General features: G+C 63.3%; 11 protein-coding genes. 3 read left to right on the forward strand and 8 right to left on the reverse strand.

All coding sequences use genetic code 11. The features are described 5' to 3' along the window. Positions 1–135: 135 nt before the first annotated feature. Positions 136–3,015, reverse strand: a complete 2,880-nt coding sequence (locus ACX80Q_RS10460; protein WP_459330466.1) for an FAD-binding and (Fe-S)-binding domain-containing protein — start codon at positions 3,013–3,015, stop codon at positions 136–138. Positions 3,016–3,191: 176 nt separating this feature from the next. Between ACX80Q_RS10460 and rraA the strand changes: the two genes are divergently transcribed. Next, a complete protein-coding gene (rraA, locus tag ACX80Q_RS10465; RefSeq protein ID WP_459330467.1) occupies positions 3,192–3,665 on the forward strand; it encodes a ribonuclease E activity regulator RraA in 474 nt (157 codons plus the stop codon). A gap of 22 nt (positions 3,666–3,687) precedes the next feature. Here rraA and ACX80Q_RS10470 read toward each other — a convergent pair whose 3' ends face one another. The 4 genes from ACX80Q_RS10470 to ACX80Q_RS10485 all read right to left on the reverse strand — a co-directional run bounded on the left by ACX80Q_RS10470 (position 3,688) and on the right by ACX80Q_RS10485 (position 5,987). Beyond that, entirely contained in the window at positions 3,688–4,125 is a 438-nt protein-coding gene (locus tag ACX80Q_RS10470) for a hypothetical protein (RefSeq protein WP_459330468.1), read from the reverse strand. Positions 4,126–4,233: 108 nt separating this feature from the next. Next, complete coding sequence (locus ACX80Q_RS10475; RefSeq protein WP_459330469.1) at positions 4,234–4,725, reverse strand: acyl-CoA thioesterase; 492 nt, start codon at positions 4,723–4,725, stop codon at positions 4,234–4,236. Next, on the reverse strand, positions 4,726–5,343 hold the full coding sequence (locus ACX80Q_RS10480; RefSeq protein ID WP_459330470.1) for a GntR family transcriptional regulator: 618 nt from the start codon (positions 5,341–5,343) through the stop codon (positions 4,726–4,728). 53 nt (positions 5,344–5,396) lie between these two features. Further along, a complete protein-coding gene (locus ACX80Q_RS10485; RefSeq protein WP_459330471.1) occupies positions 5,397–5,987 on the reverse strand; it encodes a GNAT family N-acetyltransferase in 591 nt (196 codons plus the stop codon). Between the two features lie 128 nt (positions 5,988–6,115). On the opposite strand from ACX80Q_RS10485, the gene ACX80Q_RS10490 reads away from it, so the two are divergent. Next, positions 6,116–6,574, forward strand: a complete 459-nt coding sequence (locus ACX80Q_RS10490) for a hypothetical protein (protein WP_459330472.1) — start codon at positions 6,116–6,118, stop codon at positions 6,572–6,574. Between the two features lie 18 nt (positions 6,575–6,592). Here ACX80Q_RS10490 and ACX80Q_RS10495 read toward each other — a convergent pair whose 3' ends face one another. Next, entirely contained in the window at positions 6,593–7,093 is a 501-nt protein-coding gene (locus tag ACX80Q_RS10495; protein ID WP_459330473.1) for a DUF456 domain-containing protein, read from the reverse strand. Positions 7,094–7,205: 112 nt separating this feature from the next. On the opposite strand from ACX80Q_RS10495, the gene ACX80Q_RS10500 reads away from it, so the two are divergent. Then, positions 7,206–9,539, forward strand: coding sequence for an HNH endonuclease signature motif containing protein (locus ACX80Q_RS10500; RefSeq protein WP_459330474.1), 2,334 nt, complete (start codon positions 7,206–7,208; stop codon positions 9,537–9,539). A 59-nt stretch (positions 9,540–9,598) separates the two neighbouring features. On the opposite strand, the gene ACX80Q_RS10505 is transcribed toward ACX80Q_RS10500, so the two are convergent. Then, positions 9,599–13,555 (reverse strand): HtaA domain-containing protein, encoded by a 3,957-nt coding sequence (locus ACX80Q_RS10505; RefSeq protein WP_459330475.1) that lies wholly within the window; start codon positions 13,553–13,555, stop codon positions 9,599–9,601. A gap of 47 nt (positions 13,556–13,602) precedes the next feature. Next, a complete protein-coding gene (locus tag ACX80Q_RS10510) occupies positions 13,603–14,337 on the reverse strand; it encodes an LPXTG cell wall anchor domain-containing protein (RefSeq protein WP_459330476.1) in 735 nt (244 codons plus the stop codon). Positions 14,338–14,434: the final 97 nt, after the last annotated feature.

The raw sequence follows: 14,434 nt of genomic DNA on the forward strand, positions 1-14,434 counted from the left end.
CCACAACACCAGTACCTTGCGCACCGGCGCCAATCTTGAACCCTACTTTAGCCACAAAAGCACTAATTTAGGCTGGAACGTGGGCGAACTTACCCGCCTATTACTTGAAAAAGTGGCAAATGACGCCCGTGCGCCCTATTTCCGCCCCCTGCGCCCAACTACGGCGTCGGCGAGGATCTCCACCACGTGGCGGTAGTTCTCGCCCGTGGCGCGACTCATGCCTAGTTCGCATGTTCTATTGCAGGAGGCATGCACGACGGCGTCCATCGCCACTACATCGGCGGCCTGGGCCGCGGTGGCGGAGGCCGTGAGTTCCGGGTGGAGCATGCCGCGGTCCCCGGCAAAGCCGCAACAGCCCCAGCGGTCCGGGATTTGCACCGATTCGGCCACAGCCTCCGCCAGCTGCGTGAGTGCGGGGTTCAGGCCCAGCCGAACGGAGGAACATGTGGGGTGTAGGGCCAATGACTCCACCCGGGCCCACCCCGCACCCAATAGTGGCAGCAGCCTTTCGGCGGTGAATGCCACGGCATCTACCACCCGCAATGGTCTCTGCCCGGGAGCCAGCACCTCGCTTTCAATGGTGTGCAGCAGCCCCTCGGTGCAGCTGGAGGCATCACAAATGATCTCCAGTTCGCCGTCCCGCGTTGCCGCACGCAGCAGCTGCAAGGTCCTTTGGTGCATGTCCGCCAGCCCGGCGGCCATGCCCTTGGATGACCACGGCGTGCCGCAACACGCGCTGTCGATGCCCTCCGGAACCAGCAGCTCAACCCCGGCCGCGGCGCACAGCTGCTCAAAGCTCGCCTGCACACCTGCCGAGCCCGCCTCGGCGGGCCCAAACATGACGTTGACACAGGCGGGGAAATACACGGCCGCCGCAACACCGGCAGGGGCGGGCCGGCGTCGCACCGCACCTCCTGCGGGAAGCTCGGCGGAGTACAGCGGCAGGGTGTCCGTACCCAGCACCTTGCGGCCCAACTTGTTCACGGGGAGCACCAGGGCGGCGGGAACCTTGGCGGCCAGGTCCAGTGCCAGCCCGGCCCCTTGGGTGACGGCGCCCCAGTGCTTGGCTGCGGTGCCCCACACGGCGTTTTCCACGGCCCCGGCATCCCCGGCCCGCAGCTGCTTGACCAGCGTGCCGGTGTTGATGTCCACGGGGCAAGCTGTTTGGCACATGCCATCCACGGCGCAGGTGTCCACCCCGGCGTAGTCGTAGTCCGCGGCCAGGGCGTCGGCGAGCGCCGTATCCCCGTCGCGCCGGGCCGCAGCCATGTCGCGCAGCGTGACAATGCGCTGGCGCGGGGTCAGGGTCAGGTTCTTGCTGGGGCACACGGGTTCGCAGTAGCCGCAGGAAACACAGCGATCCACCTCGGGATCCACCGGAGGCGGAGCCATTTTGATGTGCCGCAAGTGTGCCTGGGGATCGTCATCGAGGATGACACCCGGATTCAGCATGCCCGCGGGGTCGCACAGGGCCTTGATGCGGCGCATCACCTCATACAGCTCATCCCCGTACTGCCGGCGCACAAACGGGGCCATGACCCGGCCCGTACCGTGCTCCGCCTTCAGCGAGCCACCTTCTGCAAGGACAACATCCACCATGTCCAGGGTGAATGCCTCGTAGCGCTCAAGCTCATCTTGGCTGGCGAACTTGTCCGTGAGCATGAAGTGGATGTTGCCGTCCTTGGCGTGCCCAAAGATGACCGAATTCTCATAACTGTATTTGGTGAACAAGGTGTTCAGTTCCAGGCAGGTGCGGGCCAGGGCCGGCACAGGAACCACCACATCCTCCAGCAGCGCCGTGGTGCCCGGCGGCCGGGCGCCCGCCACGGAGGTGTACAGGCCCTTGCGCAGATGCCAGAGTTCGGCCCGAACCTTGGCATCCGTACTAAATTCCGCCGGACTCGCCAGCCCCAGCGTTCCCGCCAAAGCTGCCGCCGCTGCGTTGAGGTCAGCCAGCTCGGCCACATTGCCACTTTGGTATTCCACCAGCAGCGCCGCATGGTTGTGTACCTTCAAATCCCTTACGACGCCGGGCACCTGGCTAAGTCCCTGGCCCACCCGCAGGGCCAGCGCATCCATGAGCTCCACGGTGGCTGCGCCACTGTCCACCAACGCGGGCAGTGCCATGTTGGCTGCCTGCAGGTCCTTGAACACCAGCAGTCCAGAGGTGGCGTGGGCCAGCCGGGGCACCGTCCTGAAGACCGCTTCCGCCACGAATCCCAAGGTGCCTTCGCTGCCCACCAAAAGGTGCGCCAAAATATCCACGGGATTATCAAAGTCAAGCAAGGAGTTCAGCCCGTAGCCCATGGTGTTTTTCATGGCGAACTGGCGTTCAATGGTGGCGCGAGACGCCGGGTTCTTACTGACCCGTGCCGCGAGCTCTCCAAGACCTGTGAACAGCTCAGGCTCTAGGGAGCGTAGCCGGGCAGCAGCGTCCGGGGCAGCCGTGTCAATGACTGTGCCACTGGGCAGCACAAAAGTCAGTGACTCCAACGTCCTGTAAGCATTGTCCGTGATGCCGCACGCCATGCCCGAGGAGTTGTTGGCAACCACCCCACCAATGGTGCAGGCAGCCTCACTGGCCGGGTCCGGCCCAAATTTGCGCCCGTACCGCAGCAGCCGGGCGTTGAGATCACGCACCGTCACTCCCGGTTGCACCCTGACCCGGGCACCGCCGTCGAGCACGTCGATGGCACGGAAGTTCTTGCGCACATCCACCAGCAGGCCTCCGCTGACGGCCTGTCCGCTGAGGCTGGTACCGCCCGAACGGAGCGTCAACGGCAACCCGCGGGCGGCACTGACAACCATGAGGTTTGCCACTTCGGCGGCATTGGCCGGGACAGCCACGGCTTGGGGAATCAGCAGGAAATGGGAGGCGTCGTGGGCGTTGGCGTGCCGGTCAAGCGCCCGGCTCCGGGTCTGGTCCGGGGAAGCCATGGCGCCGGTGACGTCTTGGAGCAACTGCCCCGACAAGGCCCGCGTGTCCCCCACAGTTTGGCTGGCCTGCACCGACATATTTGCCCCTAAGTCCTCAAGAGTTGGTTCACGGCAGCCCTATGCGTTGTCGCGGCGGCACGTCTATGACCAGTCTTATGGCCGCCATGGCGCAATGCAACATGGCCCAACCCTCGCTTTAGGCGGGCCACCCACCATATGCTGAGCTAATCACTAACATCGACGTTGGGAGCCCCATGATTATCTCCACAGCTGATCTCTACGATGAACGAGGGCCGGAGCTGGCCTCCGTGTCAGTACAATTCCGGGATTTCGGTGCCGTGACAGCTTTTAGCGGCCCGGCCCGGACCATCCGTTGCTCGGCGGACAACGCGCTGATAAAGACCATCTTGGCCACCCCGGGCCGGGGCGCCGTTCTGGTGGTGGATGGCGGCGGCTCCTTGGAGACTGCCCTCATGGGGGACATGATTGCGCAGTCGGCCGTGGACAACGGCTGGTCCGGGGTGATTATTTATGGCGCCATCCGCGACAGTGAAGTGATCCGGACGCTGCCCCTGGGCGTGAAAGCGCTGGGCACCAACCCGGCCAAGAGCGCCAAGAATGGCATTGGACGCCAGGATGTCCCCCTGCATCTAGGTCATGTGACCATCACCCCGGGCGACATGGTTTATGCCGACCCCGACGGGATCTTGGTCACGAAAGCCTCCTGAGCGGCACTTGGGCAGCCCTCACTTAGGCGCCGTCTGAGGCCCAGGCCACCTCGAGCACCACATCCGCTTCATCCCGCAGCTCCGTCCCGTCCTGGGCAACCGCGGTGGCGGCCATGGCACTGATCAGCGGTCCCCCGCTGGCAACATCCAAGTGGGTCACCTGGTATTGGCTTTGCCACTTCACAAAACCGTTGGGCAATATGGTGCCCGCAACCAGGTCATCGCGAGAAGAATTTTCGATGTAGCGCAATTGTGCCATGTCGGCATTGCTCAAGGACATGGGCACCAGCCGCACATGCTCCAGCGGCTCCGTCCCGTCGTTGATGACATAGCTGGTGAAGGTGACCACCCGTCCCGGGCCGGCAGCGGCCGAACGTGTTGTGTGCAGCAGCGTCAGCCCCCTTCGCGGCCGGTCTTCGTGCTGCGGTCGCTCACTTGCGTGTAGCTTTTGTTGCTCCATAATTTTTGCCGATCCATGCCAGCACTCCCTGAAGATTCCACGCCTGCATTAAAGGAGTGCTGAGCCAAGAGATTGTGACGCGGTTTCTAAATCATCCTTGCACAAGTCCTAGGCGGGAAAATTCCTGGGACCCAGAAGTGGCTGCAACAGGGCCTTCTTCGAAGCAGATATCCGCACCAACCTGCCGTTGGATTCGTCAAGAAAGGCCAGGACTGTTTCTGCCACAACACACTTGGCTTGCGTGACGGGGTCAAAGATCGCATAGGCCACGATGAAACTGGCACCCTTGATGGAGCTGATCCACACATCCACCACGGCAGGCATGTTGCGGTAGTTCAGTGGCGTCAGGTACTTGACCCTGTGTTCCACCCCTAGGGCTTGAGTATTTTCCGGCAGATCCGCAAACACGGGACGAGCAACGGCAACGCCGGGGAGGCCCGTGCCGGCGGGTGGGCCAAAAGCGTGCACCCGCGCCTCCTCCAGAATCCGCAGAACCTCCACGTTGTTGATGTGCCCGTAGGCATCCATGTCTCCCCAGCGCATGGGCACGGCAAGCGTAAGTGGGCTGCCGCCGTCGAACTTCTCCGGGAAAGTCGCCATCTACGGCACCGCCCCTTCCGTCGGCATGGCTGCCAACAGCTGCGCCTGCGCGGCGTCGAGATAGTTGCCCAGTTCGGTGGCGGCCGCGGCGCCGTGCCCGGCACGCCAGAGGGAAAAAATTCGCGCATTTTCGGTGCTGTAGGGGGCGTGGAAGTCAGGATCCTGGGCCATGGCATGGAAAACCAGGCGCATCTCGGCCTGCACGTGCGCCATGAGCGCATCCAGCCGGCTGCTTTGCGCCAAAGAAACCACCAGGGCGTGGAACTTTTGGTTGGCGTCCGCCATGTCAGCCACGTCGAGGCGCTCTTGTGCGGCAAGCCCCTGCTGCACAGCGTCCGCGAGCGCCTGCTCGGTGGCAGCCGGGCGGCCCAGCAGCAAGGCAGCCGGTTCCAGGACACGCCGAATCCTGTACATCTCCTGCACGTCGGCGCATGTGGGCCGCGCCACGAAGACTCCGCGATTGGGAATTTTAGTCACGATGCGTTCGGCCCCCAACACCGTGAAGGCATCCCTCAAGGTGTTCCGGGAAACGCCCAGCGCCTCGCCCAGGGACTGCTCGGAGAGCTTGGCGCCGGGGAGAAGCTCACCGCTGAGGATGGCGGAACGCAGCTTGTCCACGACAGCGTTCGAAGTGTGGGCGTGCCTGGGATTCTTTAGTGGTTCGCGGACAGTCACCTGCGCACTGACCATTCTCGGTTCAGGATGGCGTAGTGGCGCAGCGAGACCCACTCGCCCTTGCACCAATCGGCCTCCACAAATGTGGCTTCCAGGCGCATCCCCAACCGGGTCATCAACGCCGCTGATTTTTCATTGCGGTCATCGCAGATGCCCTCCACCCGGTGCCAGCCAAAATGGTTGAAGGCGATCTCCAGGGCGGCGGTGCAGGCCGTAAAGGCAATGCCACGGCCTTGTACCGCGGGGCTGAAAACAAAACCGATCTCGCCCCGGAGCGGATTTGCCGCATCCCACTTGAGCAGGACCTCCCCAACGGCCTCATGAGAGGCCCCGTGCTCCACAGCCAAGTCCAGCCACTGGCCGGGAGTTTGCAGCTCTTTTTGGGCCACCATGGCCGCCAGAGTCAGCTGGGTGTCGGCCACAGTGTGCGGCGGGTGGGGCAGGTACCGGGCCACCTTGGCCATGGAACGGTACTGGTTGACTGCTGGCACATCCGCCATGGTGACCGGGCGCAGGCGCTGGCCCTGGGCTTGGTATGGGTAAGGCGGTTGCACCGGGGCAGGTACAGTGCCAGCAACTGAAGACATGTTCAGATCCTAGTGGTGAATCGGCCGCCCACACCCCATCGCGCCTCCGGCGCGGGCCGTGGCCAACGCCCCGGATCGTCTCGGTACTTTCGCGGGAAACAGTCAGAGTCCTTGGGTAACATGAGCCCATGTCTGTTGCCCCAACCGCCCGACGCCGCGTGGAACTTGTTCTGGTTCCACTCGTGGCCGCCTTTTGCATGGCCTTGATTATTGGCGCCATTGTGCTCGACCGCGACGGGCGCCCGTGCTCCACACCTAACTGGGACAACCACGTGAGCGTCACCTTGAGCGATTCATCCAAGGTGGCAAGTGTCACGGCATGTTCGGGCAGCGAATGCGTCCCCATGGCTCCGATGTTTGCCAAAAGCAGCACGGGAAGCACCCGGCTGCTGGCCCACCAGAAAGATGGATCGTGGCTGTTGAATGTGGGGGCGCAACCACCCTCCGCCATTAGTTTTCAGGCCTTCGATCAGGGCGGAAATGTTCTGGCCGCGAAGTCCACGGATTTGAACTGGACACGAGTTTCCGGCAATGAACGTTGTGGCGGCCGCATGGCGGACATCAAAGTAGGCTTGGCTGTTCCCTAGGGCCAACCCGCAGATTTGTTAGCGGTTCACGAAGTAAATGAGCACACCGGCAGCCCAGGTGCCGGCGGCCAGGGAAGCAAACGCAAACTCCACCAAGATGCCCAGTCCCGTGGCCTTGAGCGCTGCCACGGAGGACGATATGGCCGGGCGGAACTCCTTTTGCCGGGCAAATTCTGACAGGAACAAGCCAACGGCGAACCCTACCAGCAGGCCCACCACCGGAATCACAAAGAAGCCAACCACCCCCAACACCAGGCCGATGACCACGGATCTGCCGGGAATGGCTCGCTGCTTCATGACCCGGCCGGTCAGCACGGCACTGGAGACCATGCCCGCTGCAACAAATAGCACAGCAATGCTAAAAACTATCCAACCCAGCGGGGAGCCCAGCACCAGGGCCCACACCAGCAGGCTCACACCTATCAGCAGGCTTCCGGGAAGCACGGGCACAATGACCCCCGTGGCCCCCACGGCAATGGCCAGGCCGCAAATAATTGTCCAAATGATCTGTGCATCCATCCTGCAATAGTGCCACCCTTGACACCGGCCGGTTTCACGGCGTCAAATAGTTAATAGAATATTTATTCTGGAAACTATTGCACTATGGTAACGGTCGGCGTATTCTTTGGGTATGAGTATTCCGGTGATTGCCCCCGGGGACCGGGGCGGTGGAGCCACACAGGATGTGGCGCAGTTGCTCGCTGGGATTGCTCTTCCTTCCATTGAACCCTTTGGCCCTGACAATGCCGTATTGGCGGGGCTCCCGGCTTTTGCTCCCTCGGCTGCGCCGGACCCGGAACCGCCGTCCCGGGTGGGTGTCGCCCGGGGTGTTTATGACTCGGCAATGGCGGCGTTGGCTGTTGTGAAGCGTCTGGAGGATGCTACTGCCGCGTGCAAGGCGGCGTTGGTGGCGCGGGTGATGGGTGCGGCCCAGGTGGAAGCCACGGCTGTGGCGTTGGATAGTTGGCAGTCGGGGGTGGCTGCCAGCAGTGCGTGCGCGGAGATCGCCTTGACCCTGTGCATCCCGGAACGCACCGCCACGGCGCTGTCCCATCAGGCCGTGGAGCTTCTGGCCCACCCCGCCACCATGGCGGCGTTGATGACGGGGGAGCTTTCCTTCCGGCATGCGGGCATCATCATTGATGAAGGGCAGACGCTAGCGGAAACCCCTGGAATTACTGCAACGGAAATGGCAGCGTTCGAGGCACGTTTGTTGGTCCTGGCGCCGGGGACCACGGCGTCGGGGTTTGCCGTGAAGGCCCGGCGTGCGCGGGAGTCCACGCACCCACAGACTCTGACAACGCGTACCCAGCAGGCGTACGGCAGGCGGGCAATGACACTGGAGGCGGGCAAGGACGGCATGTCGTGGCTGACTCTGCACCTGCCCGCCGTGGCGGCTGAGGGTGTCTGGGTGAATTGCACCCGCACGGCCCGCGCCATCAAACGAGAAGCACAAAAGCGGGCAGCCACCACAGGGGCGGGCACTGCGAGGGTGGGTGCTGCGGGGAAGGATTCCGGGGAGTACCGGACTCTGACCCAGCTGCGGATCGACGTGGCCGCCGCCCTCTTGCTGAACCAGCACCCCCTAGACGGCAGCGGCAGTGGCCCCACGGATGGCGATGTCTCTGGTGCCGGTGCATCTGGTGGTGCCGGTACCGCTGCGGGCGGCCCTGCTGACCGGGGCGGCAGTTTCTCGGCAGGCAGCGGCAGTGCCGAGACGGGCAGCGGCAGTGCCGAGACGGGCAGTGCTGCCGCGGGCATCGCTGGCAGTGCTGGCAGTGCTGGCAGTGCTGGCAGCGGCACCGGCAGCGACTGGGCAGGCTGGACTGGCGCCGATCCCGGGGCCGGAAGTGAAGTTCCTTTTGGCAGCAGCTCTGCTTTTGGGGTCACCTTGTTTGACCAGGAGCCCGTCTGGGCACACCGAGACCCCAACGAACCTGTGGGCCGCTACCTGAATCCGGACCCCACCGCCGTTCCCGAACCACGCACCAGCACCAACACCAACACCAACCTGACGGCGGGCCTGGTCCCGGAGCCTGGCAGCGAGGTGCAGGTGTTGGCCGGAGTAGTGTGTGAAGGCGAAATCCTGCCCTCCGCGGATGAAACTGTGGCAGTGAGTGGCTACCTCGACGGTGACGCCGGGGAGGATGAAGTCATTTCCGGGGAGTTGCTCGGGGACGGTTCGGGCTATGTTGCCGGGGTGGTCGATGGTCTCCCGGAGGACCCGGATCGCGACTACCTGGAGCAGCTGGCGGCCATCATCGAGCACAAATTGATCACCGACCCTCCCCTGCCCGAGGCCACCATCTTGCTCACTGTGCCGTTCCTGGGGGCGCTGGGCATCACCGATGAACCGGCGCAGCTGGTGGGCAGCAGCGCCAGTTCCGGGCCAGTGCCGGAAAGTATTGCCCGGCAGCTTGCCGCCAATGCCGGCACGTTCCTGCGCGTGTTGACCGATCCCATCAGCGGTGAACCGTTGGGATTGACCCCGGAGCGGTACAGGATGCGCGACAGCGAAAAGGCTGTCCTGCGTGCGCTGGCACAGGGCTGTTACTACCCGAACTGCACCAACCCTGTGATGGACACCGAAACAGACCACCTCACCGCGTGGGAGAACGGCGGGAGCACCACACCGGAGAACATGCGCCCGGCCTGTAAACGCCACCACATGCTCCGGCACTTCAAGGACGACAAAGACAGGCACGGCAACCACCGCGTCGATCAAGACCCCGACCGCCACCAGATCCGGCTGCGTGGCTGGACGCCCCGGATTGAGCAAGACGGCAGGGTCGGATGGATCTCACCATCCGGGAAATACCACCACCCCCAGAACCGGGAACCCCTGTACCCAGCCTTCCCCAAATGGCTCAAGAAACGCCTTAACAAAACACTCACCCCCACCAAGCCCGACATCAGCCGCGTGGAACAACTCATTCTCAAATACCTCAAACGCCACCCACACTGACAGCACTCTTGACACGTAGGTTTGGGCGCCCCAGCGTCCATGGAGACTGACTTTGGTCGCTAGCGGCGGCGGCGCACTAGGCGGTTGCTCGTGACGGCACCTGCACCCAGCATCAGGACCAGGAGCGCCGCAATGACCGAGGCGTCCAATCCCACGGCACCGGTCTTGGCGAGCGCACCAGCTCCGGTTCCTGCAGCGGTGCCAGCCACATTGCCTGCGTTGCCGCCAGCGTTGTTGCCTGCGTTGCCGCCTGTGGCTGCGCCTTCCGTGCAGCCCAGCTCAAAAGCCACGGTGTCCAGTGCTTCGCCGGCAGCGTAGAAGTCGGCAAACGGCGCAACGCCGCTGGCCGCCAGGACTGCTTTAGCGCCGGAAGCTGAGTACACCGTCCCGGCGGCGTTGAGGCCCGCCGGGGAGAGGTCAAGCGTTGCCAGGACTACGCCGTCGTACTTGGTGTCGATGCCCGGCTTGGCGCCAGCCGTGGCGGACTCCAGCGATCGGCTGACAACATCGGCCTTGAGGGTTCCAACCGTGCCGTCCATGACAAGCGTGACGTTGGTGATGGTGACGGAGAGGACGGAGCCGGAACCGTAGTCGTGGCCCTGGAATCGCGTCTCACCACTGAACGTGACGGAACCGCTGCGCTTGGCCGGGTCAATGGTTCCCTTGCCCTGTGTGAAGGTGAAGATGGAATCCGCACCGACGGTTGCGCCGTTGAACGTGATGGAGCCCTTGGCGATGTTGCCGGTGATGTAATTGCGGAAGGATTCCTTCACACCCCAGGACAGTGTGCCGTCAACAACCGTGCCGTTGGTGCATTTGGCATCAGCGGAGGGCTTGGGGGTCGGATCCGCAGTTCCAGGCACTGTGGGCTTGGGAGTTTCCGGGCCCACAACGGCGGCAGTGATCGTCAGCTGCACCGAGGCGCTTTGCACGCCGGGAACCGCTGCCCTCAGCAATTGCGCGGGAGCGGTTGCCGTTGCCGTCAGGGTGTACTTGCCAGCTTTGTGTGTAGCCGGAACGGGCCACGTCACCGAGAAGGAGCCGTCGGCGGTCACCGTGAGAGGAACCGCCGGGGCGCTGCCTTGAATCTCAAAACTCAAGGCATCAAAGGCGGTGTTTGCCGGGTAGAAATCGGCAAAGGCGGGAACGCCGGCTGCGCTCAGGGCTGTGGGCAGCTTGGTGCCCGACAGGCTCTGCGCGTCAGCGCTGACACCGGCGGTGTCAATGCTGATGAGGGCAACATCGGAGTACGTCTTAAGGGGACCTTCCAACGACTTGCTCGTCACGTCTGCCAGCAACTGCTTGTTCTTCACATCAACACGAATGTTGCTGATCGTCACTTGAAATGCGCCGTCGTGGCCCGTCATGGACACTGTGCCGGTGAACCCGGCGAGCTTTGTGGTTGCATTGAAGCTGCCAGCGGGGAAGTGGAAGGTGCCATCAGCGTTCTCGGTGGCGCCGCCGCTCGTGGTGATCCCACCCTTGGCGATGTTTCCCAAGAGGTAGTTGCGGAAGGACTCCTTGACTCCCCAATCCAGGCCACCAGTTGTACCGGTTGCGGGAGCCCCAATCTCCACGGCCTCGCCGTCAAGGTCAAAGACAAGTGCGCTGCCCGGCGCGAAGTTGCTGCCGGAAAAGGTGACCTTCTTGCCGGCTTCAACACTTGCTGCACCCAAGTTCAGGGCAGGCTTGACGTCGGGAATCTCGGGCTCGGGAATGACGGGAGCCGAGGGATCGGCCCATGCAAGTTCCACAAAGGCATCCTGGGTGCGGTCGGAGGAATAGTCGTGGTCCTTATTGTCCTCGTCCCTGGGCGAATTGAAGGTGGCAATGTACAGCTTGTTGGCAATGGCTGTGAAGCCGCCGTTTTCAAACACTGTTGTCACGGAGAACTCAACCGGGCCAAATGAGCCTTGGGCGTCAGTTGTCACCAGCTGCGCGCGTTCATAGACCGAGGGCCGGCTTGCGCCGCCCGCGCCCTGGGCAACCTCTGCAACGTAGATGGCGCGGTTGGCGGCGTATCCGGTGCCGGAAACCATGACTTTGCTGTCATGCTTCAGACCGGTTGCCGGCTCAACTTTCAGGACGGGCTTGGTGGCCGGCACCTCAGGCTTGCCCACGGTGAGGGGCGCGTAAAGTTCCTGCGCAGCATTCGTGGTGCCACCAGCGGCATAGGTGTAAACCCCAAAGTTGCCAGCCTCGGGCCACTCAACATCAACACCGGCAGTGACCTTCTTCTTCACCGTCAACGTCGCAGAGAACGAACCATCAGTTCCAACCTCAACCCACTGGCCACGCACCACACCCTGATACGCCGACGGAACAGCATCCAAGGCAGCCTGACTCATGGCCCACAACTGATCCCCCACCACACGCGCGGAAGAAGCAACCCCCTCCGACGGACGCCACGCATCAGCAAACTTGCCAAACACCACATACGTGCCAGCAGGCTTGCCCGCAGCAATCGGCGGACGCGAACCAACAGGAGCACCATTGCCCGCAGGATCAAAACCAGTACCCTTGACAACAATCTTCGAACCCTCAGCCACCGAACCCACCAACGGCGTCACACCATCAGCAGCAAAAACCTTCACCGCAGGCACAAACACCGGAGCAGGCTTGCCCACGGTGACGGGTGCGTAAAGTTCCTGCGCAGCATTCGTGGTGCCACCAGCGGCATAGGTGTAAACCCCAAAGTTGCCAGCCTCGGGCCACTCAACATCAACACCGGCAGTGACCTTCTTCTTCACCGTCAACGTCGCAGAGAACGAACCATCAGTTCCAACCTCAACCCACTGGCCACGCACCACACCCTGATACGCCGACGGAACAGCATCCAAGGCAGCCTGACTCATGGCCCACAACTGATCCCCCACCACACGCACGGAAGAAGCAACCCCCTCCGACGGACGCCACGCATCAGCAAACTTGCCAAACACCACATACGTGCCAGCAGGCTTGCCCGCAGCAATCGGCGGACGCGAACCAACAGGAGCAACATTGCCCGCAGGATCAAAACCAGTACCCTTGACAACAATCTTCGAACCCTCAGCCACCGAACCCACCAACGGCGTCACACCATCAGCAGCAAAAACCTTCACCGCAGGCACAAAAACCGGAGCAGGTACAACAACTTCAGTGACGGTCAATGTCGCGGCTGCGGAGTAAACTACCCCGCCGGCGTTGGTGAATGCCGCCCGGTACTTCTTGCCGTTGTCGGCGATCGTGGCCGGAACCGTCACAGTGGGGCCCGTTGCCCCGTCAATGTTTGCCCACGCCTCGGTGCCGGCTGCACTGACCTGCCACTGCACTGAATCGTGACCGGAGGCGGCAGCACTAAAGGTTGCCGTTGCACCGTTTTCCACACTCTGGGCAGCTGGCGATGCGCTGACAACGGGGGCCGCAACGGGCACCGTGTACGAAAGGGCAAACGTTGCCGGATCGAAGGCATCCCGTTCCGCATAGAAGTTGGCAAAGGCCGGAACTCCAGCACTTGTCAGCGCTGTGGGCAGTGAGTTTCCGCTGAAGCTTCCTGGAACGGAAACTGCGCCTGCGCCCACTGTGGCGAGGTCGACGTCGTCGTACGTCACCATGCCCTGGCCACTGAGGGCCTTGCTGACCACGTCGGCAAGGAGCATCCCGCGCGTCAGGTCAAGGCGGATGTCGGAAATGTTGACGGCCAGCTGGCCTTCATGGCCGGAGAAGCTGACGGAGCCGCCAAAGCTCAGGAGCTTGGCTGCGGGGTCAACCGCTGCAGCGGGGAACTTGAAAGTACCGTCCGCATTCTGGCTGGCACCTCCGGCAACTGTGACAGATCCCTTGGCGAAGGGCATTTGCAGGTAATTGCGGAAGGAGGCCTTCACCCCCCAGTCAAGACTGCCGGCCGTGACTGTTGCCGGTGCGGGCGCGGCCGAGGCTGCGGGGGCCGTGGCGGCAAAGGCGCCGCCGGCCATGGCGAGCGCGGCCACTACAGCCAAGGGGCGGCGCCACCAAGGTCCGCTTTTAAGTGATGTCATGGTTTTCCTCTGTAGACGGGAAGAAAGTTGCGTTCTGGCGGGATGGGTCATTTGGCACCTCGACGGCGTTTGGTGAGCACCACTGCGCCGGCGCCCAGGCTCAGCAGCACGGCTCCGCCGGCCACCAGGTAGCCCGTGGTTGCGCCGGTTTTGGCCAGTGCACCCTTGGCGTCAGCCTTCGCATCGCCGGCGGCGGGGACCTGCTCCGCAGCGCCAAAGCTGATGGGGATGGCGACGTCGGCCGTACGGTCCGCGCTGCGTGTGTGGTCGGCGCGGGTGACAATGACGCAACCGTTGGGGGCCTTGGCGGGATCCTCGCAATTGGTCAGGGCGTCAGCTGCGCTCACGGCGAGGGACACGGAGAAGGAACCCTTGCCGCCGGACTGGGCGAATGGCTGGGCCAGGCCCTGGCCGTAAGCCGGCGGGTTGGAGGAAATCCAGATGGAACTGCCCGAGCCACCAGTGGTGTCAACGCCGCCAAGGCAGGGCGTCGCCACGGCTCCGGGGCCATTATTGACGCAGACGCCAAGGTAGATGCCCTTGCTCAGGTCAAACCCGGCACCGCTGACCTGCACGGAATCGCCCGCTGCGGCCAGGCCTGTGGCGCGGTCAACCGTGAGGGTTTGCCCGCTCGGTCCGGTGCCCGAGGCAGCAAGCGCACCGGCACCCGTTGCCAAGGCCAGCCCGCCCGCCAAGGCGATGGCCGCGACTGCCCGAGCCAGGCGGGAGCCACCCCTCGCATGTGACACCTTGGCTGCGTTGCAGCTGGCAATTCCCTTCATGATCCTCCTTGTAGTTGGCGGCCGCACCCAAGCAGCACACCACCCCAACACAGGCCAATTTTGACCCGCGCAAATCCTTGATTGTGCACTTTTCGGT

It is taken from the genome of Arthrobacter sp. HLT1-20, from assembly GCF_054510895.1.

What these genes read in the sequence shown, in the direction of transcription:
- ACX80Q_RS10460 (WP_459330466.1), bottom strand. Translation starts at nt 3,015, where the DNA reads ATGTCGGTGCAGGCCAGCCAAACTGTGGGGGACACGCGGGCCTTGTCG.
- rraA (WP_459330467.1), top strand. Translation starts at nt 3,192, where the DNA reads ATGATTATCTCCACAGCTGATCTCTACGATGAACGAGGGCCGGAGCTG.
- ACX80Q_RS10470 (WP_459330468.1), bottom strand. Translation starts at nt 4,125, where the DNA reads ATGGAGCAACAAAAGCTACACGCAAGTGAGCGACCGCAGCACGAAGAC.
- ACX80Q_RS10475 (WP_459330469.1), bottom strand. Translation starts at nt 4,725, where the DNA reads ATGGCGACTTTCCCGGAGAAGTTCGACGGCGGCAGCCCACTTACGCTT.
- ACX80Q_RS10485 (WP_459330471.1), bottom strand. Translation starts at nt 5,987, where the DNA reads ATGTCTTCAGTTGCTGGCACTGTACCTGCCCCGGTGCAACCGCCTTAC.
- ACX80Q_RS10490 (WP_459330472.1), top strand. Translation starts at nt 6,116, where the DNA reads ATGTCTGTTGCCCCAACCGCCCGACGCCGCGTGGAACTTGTTCTGGTT.
- ACX80Q_RS10495 (WP_459330473.1), bottom strand. Translation starts at nt 7,093, where the DNA reads ATGGATGCACAGATCATTTGGACAATTATTTGCGGCCTGGCCATTGCC.
- ACX80Q_RS10500 (WP_459330474.1), top strand. Translation starts at nt 7,206, where the DNA reads ATGAGTATTCCGGTGATTGCCCCCGGGGACCGGGGCGGTGGAGCCACA.
- ACX80Q_RS10505 (WP_459330475.1), bottom strand. Translation starts at nt 13,555, where the DNA reads ATGACATCACTTAAAAGCGGACCTTGGTGGCGCCGCCCCTTGGCTGTA.
- ACX80Q_RS10510 (WP_459330476.1), bottom strand. Translation starts at nt 14,337, where the DNA reads ATGAAGGGAATTGCCAGCTGCAACGCAGCCAAGGTGTCACATGCGAGG.